Source organism: Flavobacterium johnsoniae, assembly GCF_030388325.1.
In the GTDB taxonomy this organism is placed as follows: domain Bacteria; phylum Bacteroidota; class Bacteroidia; order Flavobacteriales; family Flavobacteriaceae; genus Flavobacterium; species Flavobacterium johnsoniae_C.
In genome coordinates, this window is the sequence record NZ_CP103794.1 from 1 (window position 1) to 21,668 (window position 21,668).

The 21,668-nt window shown below is 32.1% G+C and carries 20 protein-coding genes and 1 rRNA gene; 14 read left to right on the forward strand and 7 right to left on the reverse strand.

What is annotated here, in order from left to right; all coding sequences use genetic code 11:
- The 11 genes from dnaA to scpA all read left to right on the forward strand — a co-directional run bounded on the left by dnaA (window position 1) and on the right by scpA (window position 10,922).
- Window positions 1-1,428: a chromosomal replication initiator protein DnaA gene (gene dnaA, locus NYQ10_RS00005; protein ID WP_057116951.1), complete on the forward strand. Its 1,428-nt coding sequence runs from the start codon at window positions 1-3 to the stop codon at window positions 1,426-1,428.
- Between the two features lie 8 nt (window positions 1,429-1,436).
- Entirely contained in the window at window positions 1,437-1,904 is a 468-nt protein-coding gene (locus NYQ10_RS00010; protein ID WP_289878355.1) for a low molecular weight protein-tyrosine-phosphatase, read from the forward strand.
- A gap of 60 nt (window positions 1,905-1,964) precedes the next feature.
- Window positions 1,965-2,678: an SAM-dependent methyltransferase gene (locus NYQ10_RS00015; protein WP_289878356.1), complete on the forward strand. Its 714-nt coding sequence runs from the start codon at window positions 1,965-1,967 to the stop codon at window positions 2,676-2,678.
- 19 nt (window positions 2,679-2,697) lie between these two features.
- Entirely contained in the window at window positions 2,698-3,141 is a 444-nt protein-coding gene (locus NYQ10_RS00020; protein ID WP_289878357.1) for an energy transducer TonB, read from the forward strand.
- A gap of 147 nt (window positions 3,142-3,288) precedes the next feature.
- Window positions 3,289-3,747 (forward strand): energy transducer TonB, encoded by a 459-nt coding sequence (locus NYQ10_RS00025; protein WP_289878358.1) that lies wholly within the window; start codon window positions 3,289-3,291, stop codon window positions 3,745-3,747.
- A 58-nt stretch (window positions 3,748-3,805) separates the two neighbouring features.
- On the forward strand, window positions 3,806-4,933 hold the full coding sequence (locus tag NYQ10_RS00030) for a methionine aminotransferase (RefSeq protein ID WP_289878359.1): 1,128 nt from the start codon (window positions 3,806-3,808) through the stop codon (window positions 4,931-4,933).
- A 76-nt stretch (window positions 4,934-5,009) separates the two neighbouring features.
- On the forward strand, window positions 5,010-5,891 hold the full coding sequence (locus NYQ10_RS00035; protein ID WP_289878360.1) for an SDR family oxidoreductase: 882 nt from the start codon (window positions 5,010-5,012) through the stop codon (window positions 5,889-5,891).
- A 249-nt stretch (window positions 5,892-6,140) separates the two neighbouring features.
- Entirely contained in the window at window positions 6,141-6,749 is a 609-nt protein-coding gene (udk, locus tag NYQ10_RS00040) for a uridine kinase (RefSeq protein ID WP_289878361.1), read from the forward strand.
- 107 nt (window positions 6,750-6,856) lie between these two features.
- Window positions 6,857-7,189: an FtsB family cell division protein gene (locus NYQ10_RS00045; protein ID WP_289878362.1), complete on the forward strand. Its 333-nt coding sequence runs from the start codon at window positions 6,857-6,859 to the stop codon at window positions 7,187-7,189.
- Between the two features lie 14 nt (window positions 7,190-7,203).
- Window positions 7,204-8,568 (forward strand): methylmalonyl-CoA mutase subunit beta, encoded by a 1,365-nt coding sequence (locus tag NYQ10_RS00050; RefSeq protein WP_289878363.1) that lies wholly within the window; start codon window positions 7,204-7,206, stop codon window positions 8,566-8,568.
- A 221-nt stretch (window positions 8,569-8,789) separates the two neighbouring features.
- Complete coding sequence (scpA, locus tag NYQ10_RS00055; RefSeq protein ID WP_289878364.1) at window positions 8,790-10,922, forward strand: methylmalonyl-CoA mutase; 2,133 nt, start codon at window positions 8,790-8,792, stop codon at window positions 10,920-10,922.
- Window positions 10,923-11,044: 122 nt separating this feature from the next.
- Here scpA and NYQ10_RS00060 read toward each other — a convergent pair whose 3' ends face one another.
- The 4 genes from NYQ10_RS00060 to dapF all read right to left on the reverse strand — a co-directional run bounded on the left by NYQ10_RS00060 (window position 11,045) and on the right by dapF (window position 14,570).
- The gene (locus tag NYQ10_RS00060; RefSeq protein WP_289878365.1) at window positions 11,045-11,683 is read right to left on the reverse strand and encodes a peptidoglycan-binding protein LysM; all 639 of its coding nucleotides are present in this window, start codon (window positions 11,681-11,683) and stop codon (window positions 11,045-11,047) included.
- A gap of 484 nt (window positions 11,684-12,167) precedes the next feature.
- Window positions 12,168-13,208 (reverse strand): endolytic transglycosylase MltG, encoded by a 1,041-nt coding sequence (gene mltG, locus NYQ10_RS00065; protein ID WP_289878366.1) that lies wholly within the window; start codon window positions 13,206-13,208, stop codon window positions 12,168-12,170.
- Window positions 13,209-13,218: 10 nt separating this feature from the next.
- Window positions 13,219-13,752: a GNAT family N-acetyltransferase gene (locus NYQ10_RS00070; protein WP_289878367.1), complete on the reverse strand. Its 534-nt coding sequence runs from the start codon at window positions 13,750-13,752 to the stop codon at window positions 13,219-13,221.
- 35 nt (window positions 13,753-13,787) lie between these two features.
- Complete coding sequence (gene dapF / locus NYQ10_RS00075; RefSeq protein WP_289878368.1) at window positions 13,788-14,570, reverse strand: diaminopimelate epimerase; 783 nt, start codon at window positions 14,568-14,570, stop codon at window positions 13,788-13,790.
- Between the two features lie 157 nt (window positions 14,571-14,727).
- On the opposite strand from dapF, the gene NYQ10_RS00080 reads away from it, so the two are divergent.
- Together NYQ10_RS00080 and NYQ10_RS00085 are read left to right on the forward strand one after the other, a co-directional pair.
- Window positions 14,728-16,128, forward strand: a complete 1,401-nt coding sequence (locus tag NYQ10_RS00080; protein ID WP_289878369.1) for a trypsin-like peptidase domain-containing protein — start codon at window positions 14,728-14,730, stop codon at window positions 16,126-16,128.
- Window positions 16,129-16,339: 211 nt separating this feature from the next.
- Window positions 16,340-17,788, forward strand: coding sequence for a glyceraldehyde-3-phosphate dehydrogenase (locus tag NYQ10_RS00085; RefSeq protein WP_289878370.1), 1,449 nt, complete (start codon window positions 16,340-16,342; stop codon window positions 17,786-17,788).
- Between the two features lie 60 nt (window positions 17,789-17,848).
- Here NYQ10_RS00085 and NYQ10_RS00090 read toward each other — a convergent pair whose 3' ends face one another.
- Window positions 17,849-18,307, reverse strand: coding sequence for an Lrp/AsnC family transcriptional regulator (locus tag NYQ10_RS00090; protein ID WP_053474073.1), 459 nt, complete (start codon window positions 18,305-18,307; stop codon window positions 17,849-17,851).
- Window positions 18,308-18,508: 201 nt separating this feature from the next.
- Here NYQ10_RS00090 and ald point away from each other — a divergent pair, with 201 nt between their 5' ends.
- Window positions 18,509-19,627, forward strand: a complete 1,119-nt coding sequence (gene ald, locus NYQ10_RS00095) for an alanine dehydrogenase (RefSeq protein ID WP_289878371.1) — start codon at window positions 18,509-18,511, stop codon at window positions 19,625-19,627.
- Between the two features lie 127 nt (window positions 19,628-19,754).
- On the opposite strand, the gene pafA is transcribed toward ald, so the two are convergent.
- Both pafA and rrf read right to left on the reverse strand, forming a co-directional pair.
- The gene (gene pafA / locus NYQ10_RS00100) at window positions 19,755-21,374 is read right to left on the reverse strand and encodes an alkaline phosphatase PafA (RefSeq protein WP_289878372.1); all 1,620 of its coding nucleotides are present in this window, start codon (window positions 21,372-21,374) and stop codon (window positions 19,755-19,757) included.
- Between the two features lie 181 nt (window positions 21,375-21,555).
- Window positions 21,556-21,665: ribosomal RNA gene (gene rrf / locus NYQ10_RS00105) — 5S ribosomal RNA — on the reverse strand.
- Between the last annotated feature and the right edge of the window lie 3 nt (window positions 21,666-21,668).

A 21,668-nucleotide genomic window follows, 5' to 3' on the forward strand; every position in this document is an offset into this window, starting at 1 on the left:
ATGACTAAAACTGCTCAATCGGTATGGGAAAACTGTTTGTCCTTTATAAAGGATAATATTCAAGATCAAGCATACAAAACTTGGTTTGAACCAATCAAATCAGTTGAGCTAACCGATAACGCGTTATATATTCAAGTTCCAAGTAAATTTTTCTACGAATGGCTCGAAGAGCATTACGTAAAATTGTTGAAAGTTGCGCTTACCAAAGAACTGGGAAAAAACGCAAAGTTACTCTATAAAATTAAAATGGAGAACACTTATGGAAATAAACAGCCGTTTACCGAGCAGCTGCCAAGTTCTAACAGAGTTCCGATGAAACCGCAAGAAGTTGACGCTCCATTTAAAAATTTAAATCCTGAATTAAAAAATCCATTTGTAATTCCTGGAATCAGAAATTTAAAAATTGAGTCTCAATTAAACCCGAACTATAGTTTTGATAATTTCTTAGAAGGAGATTCTAACCGTTTGGCTCGTTCTGCGGGTATGGCTGTTGCCAACAAACCAGGAGGAACTTCATTTAATCCGTTATTGATTTTTGGAGGAGTTGGTTTAGGAAAAACGCACTTAGCGCATGCTATAGGCGTAGAAGTAAAAGATAAGTATCCGGAAAAGACCGTTTTATATATTTCTGCTGAGATTTTTACACAACAATATATTGATTCTGTAAAAAAGAATAACCGTAACGATTTTATTCACTTTTACCAATTAATTGATGTTTTAATTATTGATGATGTTCAATTTTTATCTGGAAAATCAGGAACACAAGATGTATTCTTCCATATTTTCAATTATTTACATCAAAACGGAAAGCAAGTAATCTTAACTTCAGATAAAGCTCCTGTTGACATGCAGGATATTGAGCAAAGATTATTGTCTCGTTTTAAATGGGGATTATCAGCAGAATTGCATCAGCCTGATTACGAAACTCGTATTTCGATCTTAAAAAATATCTTATATCGCGATGGTGTTGAAATGCCAGAAGATATCTTAGAATATGTTGCTCGTAACATTAAAACAAATGTTAGAGAACTTGAAGGCGCTATTATTTCTTTAATTGCTCAATCTTCTTTCAACAAAAAAGAAGTTACAATCGAGTTAGCAAAAAGCGTTGTAGAGAAATTTGTTAAAAACGTAAAGAGAGAAATCTCAATCGATTATATTCAAAAAATCGTTTCAGATTATTTCCAGTTAGATATTGAAACGCTTCAATCTAAAACTCGAAAGAGGCACGTTGTTCAAGCAAGACAATTAGCCATGTTTTTTGCCAAGAAATTCACAAAAGCTTCTTTAGCCAATATTGGTTCACAAATTGGAGATCGCGATCACGCAACTGTTCTTCATGCTTGCAAAACAGTCGATAACTTAGTTTCTACCGACAAACAATTTAAAAAGTTTGTTGAAGACATCAATAAAAAACTAACGCTTTAATAAACCCAATGCCTGTAAAAATCTTAATGGTTTGTTTAGGAAATATCTGTAGATCTCCTTTAGCCGAAGGAATTTTAGCATCGAAATTACCTAAAGATAAATTCTTTGTTGATTCCGCAGGAACAGGCTCTTGGCATGTTGGTCATTGCCCTGACAAACGTTCGATTGAAGTTGCCAAAAAAAATGGAATTGACATTAGCTCTCAAAAAGGCAGACAAATTAAAGTGGCTGATTTTGACGAATTTGATTACATCTTTGTAATGGACAATTCTAATTTTCACGATGTTAATCTACTTGCTCAAACACCCGAACACAAGCAAAAAATTCATTTGATTTTAAATGAATTATTTCCAGACGAAAATGTCGACGTTCCAGATCCTTATTTCGGAGCATCAAACGGATTCAAGAATGTATATCAAATGCTTGATGAAGTGACCGATTTGATCGCAGAAAAACTTATCAAGAAACACTCATAATCTAATTCAATTATTTCAGTAAATGAAATGATTGAATTTTTTAATTTTAAATACTTACACATGAAACTTCTCGGAAAACTATATTTAATTCCAACTACAATGGGCGAAAGCGATCCGATGGATGTTTTACCTCAAACCGTTAGAAGAACGATAGAAGTTATCGACCATTATATTGTTGAAAATGATAAAACGGCGAGAAAATCAATAAAAGCTGTTTATCCTGAGAAAAAACAATCAGAATTAGTGCTTTTTACATTAAATAAACGAACAGAACCAAGCGAACATTTAGATTTCATAAAACCTTTATTAGAAGGGAAAAATATGGGATTAATGAGTGAAGCAGGCTGTCCAGGAGTTGCAGATCCAGGTGCTGTGATTGTAAAATTGGCACATGAAAAAGGGATTCAAGTTGTTCCTTTAGTCGGACCTTCTTCTATTCTATTGGCAATGATGGCTTCAGGAATGAACGGTCAGAGTTTTACTTTCAACGGTTATTTACCAATTGACAAAGATGAAAAAAAATCGGCAATTCGTCATTTTGAGAAATTATCTTACGATAAAAATCAATCGCAATTATTCATTGAAACTCCATACAGGAACAATAAACTGATTGAAGATCTTTTGCAGATTTTAAGTCCTGCAACTCATCTTTGTATCGCTACAGATATAACTTTACCAACAGAATTTATTAAAACTTTGAAAGTAGCTGATTGGAAAAAATTAAAAATAGACATTGACAAACGTCCAACTATTTTTATTATTCATAAAATGTAAACCTACTATTTAAATGCACATGAAAAAGTTAAAAATTCTGATTTTAATTTGTTTCGCACAAACAATTTGCGCACAAACTGCCAAAACAACAACCACAAAACCAGCCGTAAATAAAGAATCTCAAAATGTAGATAAAAATAAAGTCTACAATATAGATGTTGTAAATGTAAAACCTGAATTTGAGGGAGGGTTAAAGAAATTTCAAAAATTTATCAGCAATAATACGAGGTATCCAGATGAAGAACTTCAGGTAAAAGGAACAGTTGAAGTAAATTATATAGTAGAAAAAGATGGTACATTAAGCAACATAAAAGTTACCAAAGATGTTGGTTACGATACAGGAGCAGAAGCAGTTCGTGTTTTGAAAAAATCTCCAAAATGGATTCCAGGAACCCATAACCACAGACTTGTAAGAGTACTTTATTATTTATCGATACCTATACCTGCAAATAATCCAAACTAAATTTCTGTTTTTTAATTCCTAAAAAAAAAAAAAAAAAAACACTCAATAAACTTTTTTTAGGCTAGCAAGTTTCAAAATTTAATGACAAACTGTTTTTACAACGACTACAAAAATGGCAACTGGGTTTAATATTCATATCTGATAATCATGAAAAAGTTTTTAATTCTGATTTTAATTTGTCTTGTTCAAAGTGTATTTTCTCAATCTAAAAAAAACCAGGTAACTCCAGATAACTTAAAAGATAATTTAGAAAATTACAAAAGTGAAGAAGTTATTATTGATGAAAATCAGATCTATAATACTGCCGGACTAGAAATTCTTCCTTCTTTTCCCGGAGGAAAAGATGCCCTTGATCGTTTTATTAAAGAAAATTATAAAAACCCAAAAGATAAAACGCTTAAAGGAAACGTATATCTTACTTTTATAATAGAAAAAGATGGTTCTTTAAGTGACATCAAAGTACTAAGAGATATCGGTTTTGGAACTGGAGCTGAAGCTATTAGAGTCTTAAAAACATCACCTAAATGGATTCCTGGAAAACAAAACAACATAGTGGTTAGAACTTTGTATTCATTACCAATTTCTATAAATAATTTCTTAAAGTAATTATTCAATAAAATTTGCCTTAAATTGTATTCACAAGTTCTACAAATCAAGCTTTATCATGAGTAAACTCCCAAATGTAACCACAAGCATTTTTACGGTAATGTCAAAAATGGCAGTAGAATACAATGCGATAAATCTTTCGCAGGGATTTCCAAATTTTCCTGTTGATGAAAGATTGACTGATATTGTTGCAAGATTGTCAAAAGAAAACGTGCATCAATATACACCAATGGCAGGTTATCCGCCGTTGATGAACAAAATTGCTAAACTAATTCTGGATTCTTATCATAGAAAGATCAATCCCGAAACAGAACTTTTGGTTACTGCTGGAGCAACTCAGGGAATTTTTACTACAATTCTGGCTTTGGTAAAAGAAAATGACGAAGTAATTATTCTCGATCCGAGTTACGATTCTTATGAATCTCCCGTTTTACTTTGCAAAGCAAAACCTGTTCGTGTGGCTCTGAACGATGATTATACGCCAAATTGGGAAACAATTGAAAAAGCGTGTTCTGGTAAAACCAGAATGGTGATTATTAATAATCCGCATAATCCAACAGGGAAAATTTTAACTGAAAATGATTTTGTTCAGCTAAAAAACCTTCTTGAAAAATATCCTGACATTATCATTTTATCTGATGAAGTTTATGAATATATTACTTTCGAAGAAAAACATATTTCGGCGCATACTAAAGATTTCCTTTTAGATCGTTGTGTTATGGTTTCTTCTTTCGGAAAATCATTTCATATTACAGGCTGGAAAATTGGATACACTATTGCCCCTGAACATTTAATGAAAGAGATTAAAAAAGTACATCAATTTTTAGTTTTCAGTGTAAATAGTATTTCGCAATTTGCAATAAGTGAATATTTAGATGTTGTTGATGTCAATTTACTTGGAAAATTCTATCAGGAAAAAAGAGATTATTTCCAAAAACTCCTTAAAAACAGCCGATTTGAATTAAAACCTTGCGAAGGAACTTATTTTCAAGTCGCTTCTTATGCTAATATTTCAAACGAAGACGATGTTACTTTCTGCAAAAACCTAATTATCAATCACGGCGTTGCTGCAATTCCTATTTCTACGTTTTATTCCGATCATAAAGACCAGAAACTAATCCGTTTTTGCTTTGCTAAAGATGACTTTACATTAGAGTCAGCAGCAAAAAAATTATGCCATATATAAAGTTTTTTAAAATTTTACAACAATATTATGCATGCATCCTATTTTATTTAATTAATATTGCAAAAAAAGAAAAAGTATGAGCTACACAGATAAAATGTTACGTGACGATGCTTTAAAAGGCAAAGTCATTGTCGTTACAGGCGGCGGAAGTGGTTTAGGTAAAGCTATGACCAAATATTTTCTCGAATTAGGAGCTCAAGTAGCGATAACTTCTAGAGATTTAGAAAAGTTAAAAACTACAGCTGCTGAACTGGAAAGCCAGACTGGAGGTAAATGTCTTCCACTACAATGTGATGTACGTCATTATGAAGAGGTCGAAAATATGCTTCAGGAAACTTTAAAAGCTTTCGGAAAAGTAGACGTTCTTTTGAATAATGCGGCAGGGAATTTCATTTCGCCAACAGAAAGATTGTCTGCAAATGCTTTTGATACTGTTATAGATATTGTATTAAAAGGTTCTAAAAACTGTACACTTGCGTTTGGAAAACATTGGATTGACACGAAACAAACTTCGGCAACAATTCTAAATATAGTAACTACTTATGCTTGGACAGGATCGGCATATGTTGTTCCTAGTGCTACAGCAAAAGCAGGAGTTTTAGCAATGACCAGAAGTCTTGCTGTAGAATGGGCTAAATACGGAATTCGTTCTAACGCAATTGCACCAGGACCATTCCCTACAAAAGGAGCTTGGGACAGATTATTGCCTGGAGATCTTTCAGAAAAATTCGACATGGCTAAAAAAGTGCCATTAAAAAGAGTTGGAGATCACCAAGAATTGGCAAACTTAGCTGCTTATTTAGTTTCAGATTTCTCTTCATATATTAATGGAGATGTAATTACAATTGACGGAGGAGAATGGCTGAAAGGCGCTGGACAATTCAATTTATTAGAAGCAATTCCAGAAGAACTTTGGGATCAGCTTGAAATGATGATAAAAGCAAAAAAGAATAAATAATTACAAGTGCTTACTAAATTCAGAATATTTTTTTAAACTATACTGATTGCACGAAATCCCGAAGGTTTACTTTCGGGATTTTTTTTTATTTTAACCATATAAGTGATATAAACTCAGTTAAGTAGTGTTTTACTTAAATATTTCGTCGCTTAAATTTACTTACATTACTTATATGGTTAAATAAATTAATATGTTTAGCAATTCAGTTAAATTATTATTTTTGCGAAACAAATATCAAACAAAAATTTTATGCTCATTATAGGAATTGCAGGAGGAACTGGAAGCGGAAAAACAACGGTAGTACACCAAATCATGAACGAATTGCCACATACAGAAGTTGGAGTTATTTCTCAAGATTCGTACTATAAAGAAACAAGCAATTTATCTTTTGACGAAAGAGCATTAATCAATTTTGATCACCCCAGAGCGATTGATTTTGAGTTATTGGTAAAACATTTAAAAGCGCTAAAAGCTGGAGAAACAATTGATCAGCCAGTTTATTCTTTTATTCAGCATAACAGAACAGATGATACTATTTCAACTCATCCTAGAAAAGTAATGATTGTGGAAGGAATTTTAATTTTGACTAATCCAGAATTACGCGATATGTTCGACATTAAAGTTTTTGTGCACGCAGATTCTGACGAAAGATTAATTCGTCGTTTAAAAAGAGATATTTCAGAACGCGGACGTGATATTGATGAAGTTTTAAACCGTTACCAAACGACTTTAAAGCCTATGCACGAGCAATTTATTGAACCATCTAAAGCTTTTGCAGACATTATTATTCCAAATGACAAATACAATACGGTAGCAATTGATGTAGTTCGCGCTGTAATTAATCAGAGAATTTCATAATTTTTATCGTAAATTTAAACCATAGAATTATAAGATCCCGACCATTTGTCGGGATTGATTTCTATCACGTCTAAAAAAACAACACAATTCAAAAGAAATTATCTTATATGAAATTTAAAAATCCATACAAAGACAAAAAATGGTTTAAATACCTAGGCAACAAATACGTTTGGGTTTTGCTGTTTTTTATTGTTTGGATGTTATTTTTAGACAATTACTCCTATTTTGATCATCGCTTTTTAGACGAACAAATTCATGAACTTGAGGATAACAAAACGTATTATCAGGAAGAAATAAAAAAAGATCAGGAACAGATTAAACAATTAAAAAATCCTGAACAAATTGAGAAATACGCCCGCGAGAAATATTTCATGAAAAAAGACAGCGAAGATATCTATATCATTCAATTTGAAGGAGACACCATTCAAGAAAAAGAATAATCAAACAAAATAAAATGGCCACTAACCTATTCGACGATTTTAATCCGATTTCATCCAAACAATGGAAACAAAAAATTCAGTTTGAATTAGATGGAGCCGATTACAATCAGACTGTTATTTGGAATTCGCCAGAAGATATTCAGGTAAAACCTTTTTATCATATTGATGAATTTACAAAAGCAACAAATGTAAATACTCAAGCCTCCGATTTTAAAATCTGCCAAAATATTTTTGTTTTCGATGTAGAAAAATCTATCGAACGTGCTTTGAATACTTTAGAACGAGGTGCAGAAAGTCTTCGTTTTACAATTCAGAATGACAAAACTGATGTTCAAAAATTACTAGAGAATCTTCCTTTAGAGAACAAAATCGTTTACTTTAATTTCAATTTTATCTCAATCGATTTCGTTAAAAAATTAGACACAATTTCGATTCAGAAAAAAGCTCAATTTTATTGTAATTTTGATCCAATTGGTCAATTGGCAAAAGATGGAAATTGGTTTACGACTTCAGAGAAAAATAACTTTGAAACTTTAGATTTGCTTTTTAAAAACACCAAAAATTTAAATTTTCTTAGTGTAGATTTAGGTTTATACCAAAATTCTGGTGCCAATATTACACAGCAAATAGCTTACAGTTTAGCGCATGCAAACGAATATCTAAATCGTTTTTATGCCGAAACAAAATCAATTGTTTTTCAAATTTCTGTTGGAACCAATTATTTCTTCGAAATTGCTAAACTTCGTGCACTTAGAATGCTATTTGATTTAATTGCTAAAGAATATAATCCAGAAATAAAATGTCATTTTTTGGTAACGCCAACAAAACGAAATAAAACTATTTACGATTATAATGTCAATATGCTCCGCACTACAACCGAATGTATGTCGGCAATTTTAGGCGGTGCAGATGTAATTGCTAATTTACCTTATGATGCATTATATCACAAAGACAACGAATTTGGAGATCGAATTGCACGAAATCAACTTTTGATTTTAAAACACGAAAGTTATTTTGATAAAGTAAATAATCCATCTGACGGAAGTTATTATATAGAAAGCTTAACAACACAATTGGCTGAAAAAAGTTTGACTTTATTTAAAGAGATTGAAGCGAATGGAGGTTTTCTGAAACTTCTAAACGAAGGTACAATCAAAAAGAAGATTCAAGAAAGTGCCAATAAAGAGCAAGAATTATTTGATTCGAAGAAAGAAATTCTTTTAGGCACAAATAAATATCCTAACAAAGAAGACAGAATGAAACATGATTTAGAATTGTTTCCTTTCGTAAAAATCAAACCAAGAAAAACATTAATTACACCAATTATCGAAAAGAGATTGGCGGAGAAAATGGAACAAGAAAGATTAGAGCAAGAATAGATGGGATTTTATTTCATTATTTTTTGGATCTTATCATTAGTGATGATAGTCACTTGTCTAATTTTTTTCATAATTGGAATTACATATAAAAACTATAAACAGATTTTGATAGCGATTTCAGCCATGCTTTTAGCCGTATTGTTTTATTATTTACCTTTCTATTTAATATTGAACGATATGATTAATTCACTTAAAAATCTTCATTAGTCATTTGATATAAAATGAGAAAAGACCTTAAACATATAAACCTGCAAAATCAAAAGTCGAAAATCGAAAGTCAAGAATTAGAAAACTTGGCAGATAACTTTACGACCGCGGAAGGAATCGAAATCAAAAAAAATTATTCAGAGAAAGATATCGAAGATTTAGAATTTCTTGATTTTGGAGCTGGTTTTGCCCCCAATTTACGTGGACCTTACGCTACAATGTACGTGAGACGTCCATGGACAATTCGTCAATATGCAGGATTTTCGACAGCAGAAGAAAGCAACGCTTTTTACAGAAAAAATTTAGCCGCGGGTCAAAAAGGGCTTTCAATTGCTTTTGATTTACCAACTCATCGTGGTTACGATTCAGATCATGAAAGAGTTGTTGGTGATGTTGGAAAAGCTGGAGTTGCAATTGATTCAGTTGAAGACATGAAAGTGCTTTTTGATCAGATTCCGCTAGATGAAATGTCCGTTTCCATGACAATGAACGGAGCTGTTTTACCGATTATGGCTTTTTACATAGTTGCTGCAGAAGAACAAGGCGTTAGTCCAGAAAAATTAGCAGGAACAATTCAGAATGATATTTTAAAGGAGTTTATGGTGCGAAATACCTATATATATCCGCCAACTCCTTCCATGAAAATAATTGCCGATATTTTTGAATTTACGAGCAAAAAAATGCCAAAATTCAACTCTATTTCTATTTCTGGTTATCATATGCAGGAAGCTGGAGCAACTGCCGATATCGAATTGGCTTATACTTTAGCCGATGGTTTAGAATATATTAGAACTGGCTTATCAACAGGAATGACAATTGACGAATTTGCTCCTCGCCTATCTTTCTTTTGGGCAATCGGAATGAATCATTTTATGGAAATTGCTAAAATGAGAGCTGGTCGAATGATTTGGGCAAAATTATTACAGCAATTTAATCCAAAAAGTGATAAATCTTTGGCTTTACGAACGCATTGTCAAACCAGCGGATGGAGTTTAACAGAACAAGATCCTTTTAATAACGTGGCGAGAACTTGCATTGAAGCTTCGGCAGCTGTTTTTGGCGGAACACAATCTCTTCATACAAATGCTTTAGACGAAGCAATTGCGCTTCCGACAGATTTTTCAGCGAGAATTGCTAGAAATACTCAAATATTTCTTCAAGAAGAAACGAAGATTACTAAAACTGTAGATCCTTGGGCGGGAAGTTATTATGTAGAAAGCCTGACAAATGAAATTGTCGAAAAAACTTGGAAATTAATTGAAGAAGTCGAAGAATTAGGCGGAATGACAAAAGCTATTGAAGCTGGAATTCCGAAACTCAGAATTGAAGAAGCCGCAGCAAGAAAGCAAGCACGAATTGACAGCGGACAAGATATTATTGTTGGCGTTAACAAATATCGTTTAGAGAAAGAAGACCCGCTAGACATTTTAGATGTTGATAATCAATTAGTACGTAAGCAGCAAGTCGAACGTCTCGAAAAAATAAAACAAACAAGAGATTCTAAAAAAGTAAATAGTTCACTAGAAAAATTAATCCTTTGTGCAAAAACTGGAGAAGGCAATTTATTAGAAATTGCAATTGACGCTGCTAGAAACAGAGCAACACTTGGCGAAATTAGTGATGCCTTAGAAACTGTTTTTGGTCGTTTTAAAGCACAAATTAAATCTTTTAGCGGAGTGTATAGTGCAGCAATAAAAAACGATGAGAATTTTGAGCGTGCCAAACAATTAGCTGATAATTTTGCTCAACAAGAAGGAAGACGCCCAAGAATTATGATCGCCAAAATGGGACAAGATGGTCACGATCGAGGTGCAAAAGTAGTAGCAACAGGTTATGCCGATGTAGGTTTTGATGTTGATATTGGTCCATTATTTCAAACTCCAGCAGAAGCAGCTAAACAAGCGGTCGAAAATGATGTCCATATTTTAGGTGTTTCTTCACTTGCAGCGGGACATAAAACATTGGTTCCACAAGTTATTGAAGAATTAAAAAAACATGGTCGAGATGATATAATGGTAATTGTAGGCGGTGTAATTCCGTCGCAAGACTATCAATTTTTGTTTGACGCTGGCGCTGCGGCTGTTTTTGGACCTGGAACTAAAATAAGCGAAGCGGCTATAAAAATTTTAGAAGCCTTAATTGATTAAGTTTGCAGTCACAGTCTCGGTTTTCAGTCATTAGAGTTTTTGAGATAGCGTTTAAATTCATGAAAGAACATAAAAAATAGAAAAAGAGGTTGTTTCACAATTGTGAAACAACCTCTTTTAATTTAGTCGTTTACTGTTGCGTTATCATCTGCTTCTATAAAAGAAAGATCATAACCTGCAAAATCTTTCATATAGCTTTTTAAAGAAGTTCCGAAAGCATCTCTAAAATGTCTGCTTCCGTTGTTTTTAAAAAAGTTCTTTACAGAACCAGCACCACCTAAATGCGCAGCTGCTAAAATTCCAGATTCGGTAATTTCGATACCATTGATGATTTTACCGTTGTACTTTTGAATTTCGTAACGTAAAATCCATTTGTTTTTGGCTAACAAAGCCATAAAAGCTTTTTCTTGTAGAGCAGGATCTTTTAAAAAGGCTTTATTATCATTAATTCCGATTGCTCTTAAAGCTTTAGAACCAAATTGATATTTACCCATGTAACCAAGAGAATTAACTAATCTGTATTTCCCTTGTGATTCTTTAAAAGCTACAGCTTCTTTAAATCCTATAAGATGATTTCCTGTGTATGGGACGTTGGTGTTTGGATAATCATTCTTTTGTTCTGATGGAAAAATGTATTCTGATCCATCTGTTTTTTCAACTAAAAACCAAGGTTTGGCTTCGTGATTTGAGGGAATAAATCCCAAACTTAAAAATGTAATAATAACGACTAAACTCGCATAAAAATACCATTTCTTTATCATAAATTGTTTTTCTTCAAAACGCTGTCACCCTCTTGAAATTTCTACGGTGCAAAGATAAGACATTTTCAAAATATGCTATAAACCAGCGTTTTAACATTTTCAAACAAAAAGTTAGATTCGCTTTAATCCTAGATATAGTAATGGATTCCGAAAGATTTTGATAACGATTTTTTAACCTTAAAAATGAAAAAATTAGGTCGAAAAAAAATCAATTTTATATTAATTTTAAGCAAATTCATTAAAAAAGAAAGAAAAAGACTACAGTAAAATAGCCATTTTTATGCCAATTTTGAAAATCAGTTTTTGAATTTTATAAAATTTGCCACTAAAAATTATGTAAATTTTTAAAGCTTTCTACTCAAAAATTATTCAAAATATTAATTCAATAAAATTTAAAGCTAAAAATAATTTCGAGTTACAATAGACACAAAAAAAACCGAAGTTAAATTAAATTCGGTTTCTTCATTTTTATTTTGAAAGTAAATTATCTCGTTACGCCTTGACTTGCGATCCAGTCAGAATATTTTTTTGCATTTACATTATGTTCTGCCAAAGTTGCCGCAAATTCATGATATCCGAAACGATCTACACTTGCACAGAAATAGATAAAATCATTTTTCTCAGGATTTAAAACCGCTTCCAAAGCCGTAATATCAGGCATTGCAATTGGTCCTGGAGGAAGCCCTTTATTTACGTAAGTATTATATGGAGATCTCATTACCAAATCGTTATAAAAAACTCTTTTTATAACTTGATCAAAATTATTGTCTCGTAATTTTAAAGCATAAATTACCGTTGGATCTGCTTGTAAAGGCATTTCTAAACGTAAACGATTCAAATAAACGCCTGCAATACGAGGTCTTTCGTCTTTTTTAACAGATTCTTTATGAACAATTGAAGCCAAAATTGTTGCTTGAACTGGAGTTAAACCTTGTTTTTTTGCTTTCTCAATTCTTTCTGTTGTCCAGAAATTATGATATTCTTTTATCATTTTATCTCTGAATTTTTCTGCCGATGTATTCCAATAAATCTCATACGTATTTGGAATAAACATTGCAAAAACGTTCTCTTCATTAAATCCGTTTGCAGCTAGAAACGTAGAATCTTTAATGGCTTTTAATAAAGATAAACTATCAGCTTCTATTTCAGAACCAATTCTTCCAGCAAAGTTTTCCAAACGCTCCTGATTATTAAATACCAATTTAACGGGAACATTAGATCGCATTGCTCGCACTAAGTCAATATTATTCATGCCTTTCTTTAAAAGAAAACGGCCCGATTTTACATTTTCAGGATAGTCACGTTTTTCTGCGACCAATTCAAAGTTGTCAAAGTTTTTTACATAAGGAGCCAATATCTTTTTAACATCGGCATAATTAGCGTCTGTTGGCACATAAACATAGACTTCTTTTTCTTCGAATTTTGTATTTGCACCAAAAATTCGGCTTATTAATATAAAACCATAAATCAATAAAACTGAAATTATGGCTACGGCACTTATCGTGATTATTTTTTTTAGACTCAAAGCTTAAAATTTAAATTTGTTTATTAATTAGCTGGTAAATTGCTTCATCTTGATAGTGGTTATGATACAAAATCCAGTCTTTTTTTATTCCGATTTTCTTAAAACCAAATTTAGTAAAAAGTGCGACACTGGCTACATTTTGCACACCAATATTTGCATATAATTGATGGAGATTTAAATTGTAAAAAGAATATTTTATTAAAAGCTCTAAAGCCTCAGAACCAATATTTTTGCCTTGGTTTTCTTCTTTTTGAACAACAATTCCAATTCCTGCCCTATTATTTCTCGGATCAAAATCAAACAAATCTATCAATCCGATAGCAGGAAAATCTTCATACTTACAGATTGCCAAACGAAGTTGTTTTGCTTCATAAATATCCTGATGAGCATTTTCTAAATATTGTTTAATCAAAAAACGACTGTAAGGAGTTTGCGTATTGCTGACTTCCCAGATATTTTCGTCATTTTCTATAGAATAAATAAATTCTAAATCTTGGGGTTCAAGTGCACGCAAATAAATTGAATCTCCTTTTAATGTTATCATTTTACAATTTTAGATTTTGATTGTAGATTTTAGATTTAAATCTCAATTGTGCCTTTAAATACGAATTTGGCAGGACCTGTTAAGAAAACATTTGTATAACCATCATTATTTTTATCGAAAGAAACGACAAGTTTTCCGCCTTCCACATTTAAATTAATTGAAGTTTTATCTGTTTCTCCAATCGCATTCATAGCAATTGCAACGGCTGTAGCTCCAGTTCCGCAAGCAAGAGTTTCGTCTTCAACTCCTCTTTCATAAGTTCTTAAAGAAAAAGTGTCGTTATCTACTTTTTTTACGAAATTGATATTGCTTCCTTTTTCTCCATATAATTCTCCGTAACGAATGGCAGCGCCATTTTCTTTTACATTATAATGTTCTAAATCCTCAACGATTTGAACATGATGAGGAGAACCTGTATTTAAGAAAGTATAAGAATCTTTTTTCTGTATTTCATTCACATCAATCATTTGCAAAGAAACAATTGAATCGTTGTTTACTGAAGCATGATGCAATCCGTCGGTTGCAATAAAAGTAGTTTTGTCATCAATTACTCCTAATTGATTGGCAAAAGCAACAAGGCAACGGCCACCATTTCCGCACATCGAACTTTGATTTCCGTCTGAGTTATAATACACCATTCTGAAGTCGGTTTCAGAATCATTTTCTAAAAGTATTAATCCATCAGCTCCAATTCCAAAACGCCTGTCACACAAGCGTTCAATAAGTTTTACATCTTCTTTTGGAAAGAAATTTGAGCGATTATCAATCATTACAAAATCATTTCCTGTTCCTTGATATTTATAAAATTCTATTTGCATTTTTTAGTCATTAGAAGTACAAAAGTACGAACTATTAATTAATGAAATGTTAATCATTGTTAAAGAGCGTTAAACCATTTTTACGAATAATTTTTTGAAGTAAATTTACGTTAAATAACATGACATAAATTCTAATAACTTAATTACAAATTCTGATATGAAAAGATTTTCATCCTTATTTTTAGTTTCACTTTTAAGTGGTGCTATTACTCTTGGTGCTTACAAGTTATTATTTGAAAGCAACAATTCTATTTTTGGAAAAGGAAATTCTGTAGTAACTCTTGCCCCTAACTCATATGGAAAAAATGTTGGCTTAGGAGCGGAAACAGTTGATTTTACCGAAGCCGCAGACAAGACAATTCATACCGTTGTTCACGTAAAAAATGTTTCTAGAAGAACCGTAAGCAATCCAATGCTTGAGTTTTTCTATGGATATGGCGGACAACAGCAACAAGAACAAGTAGGGACTGGTTCTGGAGTCATTATTTCTGAAGACGGATATATTGTCACTAACAATCACGTAATTAAAGATGCTACAGAAATCGAAATTACTTTAAACAATAAAAAATCATACAAAGCGAAGTTAATTGGTACAGATTCTAAAATGGATATTGCCCTTTTAAAAATCAATACCGACGAAAAATTGCCTTACACTGCTTTTGCAAATTCAGATAATGTAAAAGTTGGTGAATGGGTGTTGGCAGTCGGAAATCCGTACAACTTGACTTCTACTGTAACGGCAGGAATTGTTTCCGCGAAAGCGAGAAATTTAGATCAAAGCGGAATTCAATCTTTCATTCAAACTGATGCTGCTGTAAATCCAGGTAATAGCGGTGGAGCGTTAGTAAATGCAAGAGGAGAATTAATCGGAATAAATACTATGATTTCTTCTATGACGGGTTCTTATGTTGGATATTCTTTCGCAGTTCCTTCAAATATCGCTCGAAAAATTATTGAGGATATTATGGAATACGGAAATGTTCAAAGAGGTATTTTGGGCGTTGAAGGCCGTGAATTAAATAGTAATGCTTCTAAAGTATTAGGTATCTCTGAAACACAAGGTTTTTATATAGATAAAGTTTCTAGAAATTCAGGAGCTGAAAAAGCGACACTTACAAAAGGAGATATTATTGTAAAATTGGATGATCAGAATATTTCAACTTTTGCAGATCTTTCCGGTTATATCAACACTAAACGTCCAAATGATGTTGTAAAAGTAACTTATATTAAAGACGGAAAAACTAAAACTGTTCCTGTAACTTTAAGTAAAAATGAATTTTACAGCGCTGAATTTAAAGGAATTGAATTAGAAAATATTGATGCTGTAGACAAAAAGAAATTCAGAATTGATTATGGTGTTAAAATCAAAAACATTACAAATGAGAATTTAATGCAATATCAAAACGAATTGCAAGGAAATATCATTTTAAGTATTGATAATGTAAAAGCAACAAATGTTGAAACTGTTTCTAAACTTTTAAGTAAAAAAGACGAAGGTCAAAGCGTTCGAATTGAAATGATCAATAGAAACGGAGAGATTTTTAGAATTATTATTTAAGTCTCAGTTTTCGGTGACAGTTTCCAATTACTAAAAACTGTAAACTGAGACTGCGACTGAAAACTAAAAAAAAAGCCATCTTAAGAAATTAAGGTGGCTTTTTCTTTTTAAAAAATAAATGCTAAAATAGTTTACGAAATCGATTGAAATAGATACTTTTGCGCCAAATTATAAAATAAGTGAGCGTTTTATTATTTCAATTTAATCCATTATGAATAACAAATCATTGTACCAAAAAGAGGTATCATTACAAGTCGACCGAAGAAGAGCTGGGGTCGAATTAATCAAAATTATAAGCGATTTATGGTATGACAAATCTATCGAGATGGTTTTATTTAAAAATCAATTATTAGATAAAAATGTCAGCGACATAATTAATTTGCATCAATATGCAGGAGAATTTGTTGGAAAACCAGTCACTATTTTTGATTCAGTAGAAATTGCAAAAGTCGTTTTAACCTTAGATCTTCCGCCTGCAAAAATAGATTTAGGCAAACTAACTTATGAATATCAGTTAGAAGATGAAAAATATCCTGATGCGAGATATTTTGTAATCGAAAAATTAAAAAAATCAAAATCTTCCAAAGAAATTCAACCAAAAGATGTTGTTTTATATGGTTTTGGAAGAATCGGAAGATTATTGGCAAGAGAGTTAATGTCTAAAACTGGAAAAGGAAGTCAATTGCGTTTGAGAGCCATTGTAACCCGAGATAAAAATGACGCTGTAACTTTAGAGAAACGTGCTTCTTTATTGCGCTATGATTCGATTCACGGGGATTTTCATGGTTCTGTAATTGCCGATTCTAAAAATAATGCTTTAATTATCAACGGAACTACAGTTCATGTTATTACAGCAAATTTACCAGAAGAAATAGATTATACGCAATTTGAAATTAATGACGCTTTAGTTATTGATAATACTGGCGCATTTACAACCGAAGAAGCTCTAAAAAGACATTTAAAGTCAATTGGAGTTAGTAAAGTTTTATTGACAGCACCAGGAAAAGGAGTTCCAAATATTGTACATGGCGTAAATCAGAACGATTTTAATCCCGATGAACTTGATATTTTTTCTGCGGCATCTTGCACAACAAATGCTATTACTCCAGTTTTAAAAGTTATAGAAGAAACATTTGGAGTTGCAAAAGGACATTTAGAAACGATTCATGCTTACACAAACGACCAAAATTTGGTAGACAATATGCATAAAAAATACCGTCGCGGAAGAGCTGCGGCTTTAAATATGGTCATTACAGAAACTGGAGCTGGAAGTGCTGTTTCAAAAGCAATTCCATCCCTAGAAGGAAAACTAACTTCAAATGCCATTAGAGTTCCTGTTCCAAATGGATCTTTGGCGGTTTTAAATTTAGAAGTTAAAAAAGCAACTTCAATTGCTGGAATAAATAAAGCGATGAAAAAATATGCTTTGGAAGGCGAATTGGTCGAACAGATAAAATATTCTTTGAATAATGAATTAGTTTCTTCTGATATTGTTGGCACATCTGCTCCATCAATTTATGATAGTAATGCAACAATTGTTTCAAAAGACGGAAAAAATATTGTACTCTATATTTGGTATGATAACGAATACGGTTACAGTCATCAAGTAATTCGCTTAGCAAAATATATTGCCAAAGTAAGACGTTATACTTATTATTAATTCAACCAAACTAACTTTTTTTCTTTAAACCATCGAGATTTATCTTGATGGTTTTTTGTTTTAAATTGGTAAAACTGTTGTGCTTTTTACTTCAGAAATAACAAAAACAGTATTAATTAAAGAAACCTCAGGCAAAACAGATAATTTTTTCTGATGAAAATGATGATAACTTTCCATGTCTGGAATTATAATTTTAAGCATATAATCGAAATTACCTGAAACATAATTACATTCTACAACTTCAGGCAAATTCAAAATCGACTGATTAAAACCTTCAGATGTATCATAAGTTTGTTTTGTGAGTGTAACTTGACAATAAACTGTGAGATTATTTCCGAGTTTTTTCTTGTCTAAAATCGTTACATATTTTTCTATAATACCATCTTTCTCAAGACGTTTCACTCGATCATGAACTGGAGTTAAAGACAAATTTATTTTGTTTGCAATGTCTTTTAAAGTATAATGCGCATCTTCCTGCAAAAGACGTAAGATTTTTTTGTCAATTTCATCTAAAGCCATAACGAAAACGTTTTATTAGATTAATAATTTTTAGTCTTTTTTTCTTTTTGAAGATTAAATTTCAATTCAAAACAGAATATTTTTCTGTAAAAATAAAAAATAAAATAATATTTTCTTATTTAAGTATCGTTAAACCATAATTTATTCTCTCTCTGTAGATTTGTAATAACAAATTTCTATAAAAACAAAAAATATAAAAAGATGATAATAGGTGTTCCAAAAGAAATAAAAAATAACGAAAACAGAGTTGCATTAACTCCTGCGGGTGTTTCAGAAATGAAAAAACATGGACATACAGTTTATGTTCAATCTACGGCAGGTTTAGGAAGTGGTTTTGCTGATGAAGAATATGCTGAAGCTGGTGCGGTAATTTTACCAACTATTGAAGAAGTTTATGCTATTGCCGAAATGATTATTAAAGTAAAAGAACCAATTGCTTCTGAATATCCTTTAATTAAAAAAGATCAATTATTATTCACTTATTTTCACTTTGCATCTTCAGAAGAATTAACTCATGCAATGTTAGAAAAAGGAGCTGTTTGTTTAGCTTACGAAACTGTTGAAAAAACAGACAGAAGCTTACCATTATTAGTTCCAATGTCTGAAGTTGCAGGTCGTATGGCAATTCAACAAGGAGCAAAATACCTTGAAAAACCATTAAAAGGTAGAGGAATTCTTTTAGGTGGTGTTCCAGGTGTTCCACCTGCAAAAGTTTTAGTTTTAGGTGGAGGAATCGTAGGAACTCAAGCTGCAAAAATGGCTGCAGGTTTAGGTGCTCAAGTAACTATCATGGATTTAAGTTTACCACGTTTACGTCAATTAGATGACATTATGCCCGCTAACGTAAATACAGAAATGTCTAATCACTACAATATTACAAAAGCAATTAAAGATGCTGATTTAATTGTTGGGGCAGTTTTAATTCCAGGAGCAAAAGCGCCTCACTTGATTACTCGTGACATGCTTAAATTAATGCGTCCAGGAACTGTTGTTGTTGACGTAGCTGTAGATCAAGGTGGTTGTATCGAAACTTGTACTCCAACAACTCACGAAAACCCAACTTTCATCATTGATGATATCGTTCATTACTGTGTAGCTAATATGCCAGGAGCCGTTCCTTATACTTCTACTTTAGCTTTAACAAACGCAACTTTACCATATGCAGTACAATTAGCTAACAAAGGATGGGAAAAAGCATGTGCTGAAAACGAAGAATTGAAAAAAGGATTAAATGTTGCTAACGGAAAAATCCTTTACAAAGGAGTTGCTGAAGCTTGGAATCTTCCTTTTAACGAAGAAATAGTATTAGCAAACGCATAGTGCTATTACTTAAATAAGTGCTTACTATTATTATAAGTCACTATAAAAAGGCTTTTCTTTATTGAAAAGCCTTTTTTATGCATAAAAAAACCTGTACTTTTCAGTACAGGTTTTTAGTTCTATTATTTTACTTTTTAGCATCTAAAACCTCTTGCAATACTTTTGCTTCAGTTCCATTAGGAAAAGTAACTTTTATTTTTTGAGCTATTGTTGGTGCAATTTCAGTAATAGACTTTTTATCATAAGATTCACCTTTTTTAATATGCCATCCATAAAAAATGGCTGGAACATGAGTATCATAAGTATAAATCGTTCCGTGTGAAGTCCCCGTAGTTGAATATTCAATATCTCCAGGTTTATCTACAATTACTAAATCTCCATTTTGAGTAACATCATATCCTTTTGCAACAAAATTTAAAGAATAGTCATTTCCTGCATTAGCCAAAATTTCTTCTTCCGTGTAGACTTTTTTAACTTGTGGCTGTGAGATTAGAAACTCTTTAAAAGCTTGTTTTACCTTAGTTAATTCTAAACCTTTGTCTTTAATAATTTGTCTGTTAAAGAAAACATTGAAATTAGAATAATTTTGAATTATATCAACTCCAAAAGTTTTAGTTGAAAAGTCTTGTAAGCTTTTCTTAACTTCCTTTGAAGGATAATTGTCAACATTATACTTACGATCTTTCAAATAAATCACATTTTCCGCACCAGCATGATCAGCTGTTAAGAATAGTAAGTAATTACCTTTTCCTACTGTTTTATCAAGATAAGCTAAAAAATCAGCAATTGTTTGATCTAATCTTAAATAAGTGTCCTGAAGTTCCATTGATCTTGGCCCTAATAAATGACCAACATAGTCTGTAGAAGAAAAACTAACTGTTAAGAAATCGGTAATATTATCTTTTCCAAGTTCCTCTTTTTCTATTGCTCTCTTTGCAAATTCTGCTAATAAATCATTTCCAAAAGGAGTTGCACGGATAATTCCAGCATCATTCTTTTCATACATAGTTTTTAAATCGTATGGAAAAACTGGTGCTGCACTGCCATATAATTTACCTTCGTAAGGATTGTTGTCTGGAAGACTTTCGTTATATACAGAAGCTGGCTTATATAAATCCCAGCCTTTATTGATATATTTTAAGTAGTTTTTTTCATTGTTGAATTCAGAAACCCATTCTGGCAGTTTTTCGCCGTAAAATGTACTAGAAATAAACGAACCCGTTTTACTGTACCAAAATGCCCAGTTTGCAAAATGACCAGCTGGAAGAATCGCACCACGATCTTTAAGGCTCATTCCGATTACTTTACCAGTAAAGTTTGTAGCCATTCTTACTTCATCTGTAATTGTTGTACTTTGAAGGTTTTTAGGAGACATTGCACCTTCTTCTGCTGTGCCATCACCAATTGTTTTCACACCGGCATCATCTGTACAATACATTTCTTTTCCAAGACTTCTACTGAACCATTCGTTCCCAACAATTCCATGTGTAGCTGGGGTTGTTCCAGTATAAATTGAAGCATGTCCAGGAGCAGTGTAAGTTGGCATATAGTTATAGTGCATATTCTGGAAAGTAAAACCATCATTCATTAATCTTTTAAAGCCGTTTGGAGAAAAATCATCTGAAAAACGGTATAAATACTCCATTTTCATTTGATCGACAACTATACCTACAACTAATTTGGGACGTTGTTGTGCACTTAAATTTGTGATAACAAAAAGTGCAAACAGTAAAATACTTTTCTTCATGTTTAATAAATAATTTAAACACAAAAATACTCATTCAAATTCTAAAATTCTAAAGTATTGAACCATAAGACCGACAATTGACCATAATTTAACAAAAATTGAATGTTAGAAATAAGCATTCAAATTTCCGAAAATCTATAAAAACAGAAAACCCCATCCGATTAGGATAGGGTTTTCAAAAGAAAGGCGACGACATACTCTCCCACATGACTGCAGTACCATCTGCGCAGGCGGGCTTAACTTCTCTGTTCGGGATGGGAAGAGGTGAGCCCCGCCGCAATAACCACCTTAAGG

What these genes read in the sequence shown, in the direction of transcription:
- NYQ10_RS00045 (WP_289878362.1), top strand. Translation starts at nt 6,857, where the DNA reads ATGAAATTTAAAAATCCATACAAAGACAAAAAATGGTTTAAATACCTA.
- NYQ10_RS00080 (WP_289878369.1), top strand. Translation starts at nt 14,728, where the DNA reads ATGAAAAGATTTTCATCCTTATTTTTAGTTTCACTTTTAAGTGGTGCT.
- dnaA (WP_057116951.1), top strand. Translation starts at nt 1, where the DNA reads ATGACTAAAACTGCTCAATCGGTATGGGAAAACTGTTTGTCCTTTATA.
- NYQ10_RS00070 (WP_289878367.1), bottom strand. Translation starts at nt 13,752, where the DNA reads ATGATAACATTAAAAGGAGATTCAATTTATTTGCGTGCACTTGAACCC.
- NYQ10_RS00015 (WP_289878356.1), top strand. Translation starts at nt 1,965, where the DNA reads ATGAAACTTCTCGGAAAACTATATTTAATTCCAACTACAATGGGCGAA.
- NYQ10_RS00010 (WP_289878355.1), top strand. Translation starts at nt 1,437, where the DNA reads ATGCCTGTAAAAATCTTAATGGTTTGTTTAGGAAATATCTGTAGATCT.
- NYQ10_RS00030 (WP_289878359.1), top strand. Translation starts at nt 3,806, where the DNA reads ATGAGTAAACTCCCAAATGTAACCACAAGCATTTTTACGGTAATGTCA.
- dapF (WP_289878368.1), bottom strand. Translation starts at nt 14,570, where the DNA reads ATGCAAATAGAATTTTATAAATATCAAGGAACAGGAAATGATTTTGTA.
- NYQ10_RS00060 (WP_289878365.1), bottom strand. Translation starts at nt 11,683, where the DNA reads ATGATAAAGAAATGGTATTTTTATGCGAGTTTAGTCGTTATTATTACA.
- ald (WP_289878371.1), top strand. Translation starts at nt 18,509, where the DNA reads ATGATAATAGGTGTTCCAAAAGAAATAAAAAATAACGAAAACAGAGTT.
- NYQ10_RS00035 (WP_289878360.1), top strand. Translation starts at nt 5,010, where the DNA reads ATGAGCTACACAGATAAAATGTTACGTGACGATGCTTTAAAAGGCAAA.
- NYQ10_RS00085 (WP_289878370.1), top strand. Translation starts at nt 16,340, where the DNA reads ATGAATAACAAATCATTGTACCAAAAAGAGGTATCATTACAAGTCGAC.
- pafA (WP_289878372.1), bottom strand. Translation starts at nt 21,374, where the DNA reads ATGAAGAAAAGTATTTTACTGTTTGCACTTTTTGTTATCACAAATTTA.
- NYQ10_RS00090 (WP_053474073.1), bottom strand. Translation starts at nt 18,307, where the DNA reads ATGGCTTTAGATGAAATTGACAAAAAAATCTTACGTCTTTTGCAGGAA.
- NYQ10_RS00020 (WP_289878357.1), top strand. Translation starts at nt 2,698, where the DNA reads ATGAAAAAGTTAAAAATTCTGATTTTAATTTGTTTCGCACAAACAATT.
- NYQ10_RS00025 (WP_289878358.1), top strand. Translation starts at nt 3,289, where the DNA reads ATGAAAAAGTTTTTAATTCTGATTTTAATTTGTCTTGTTCAAAGTGTA.
- scpA (WP_289878364.1), top strand. Translation starts at nt 8,790, where the DNA reads ATGAGAAAAGACCTTAAACATATAAACCTGCAAAATCAAAAGTCGAAA.
- NYQ10_RS00050 (WP_289878363.1), top strand. Translation starts at nt 7,204, where the DNA reads ATGGCCACTAACCTATTCGACGATTTTAATCCGATTTCATCCAAACAA.
- udk (WP_289878361.1), top strand. Translation starts at nt 6,141, where the DNA reads ATGCTCATTATAGGAATTGCAGGAGGAACTGGAAGCGGAAAAACAACG.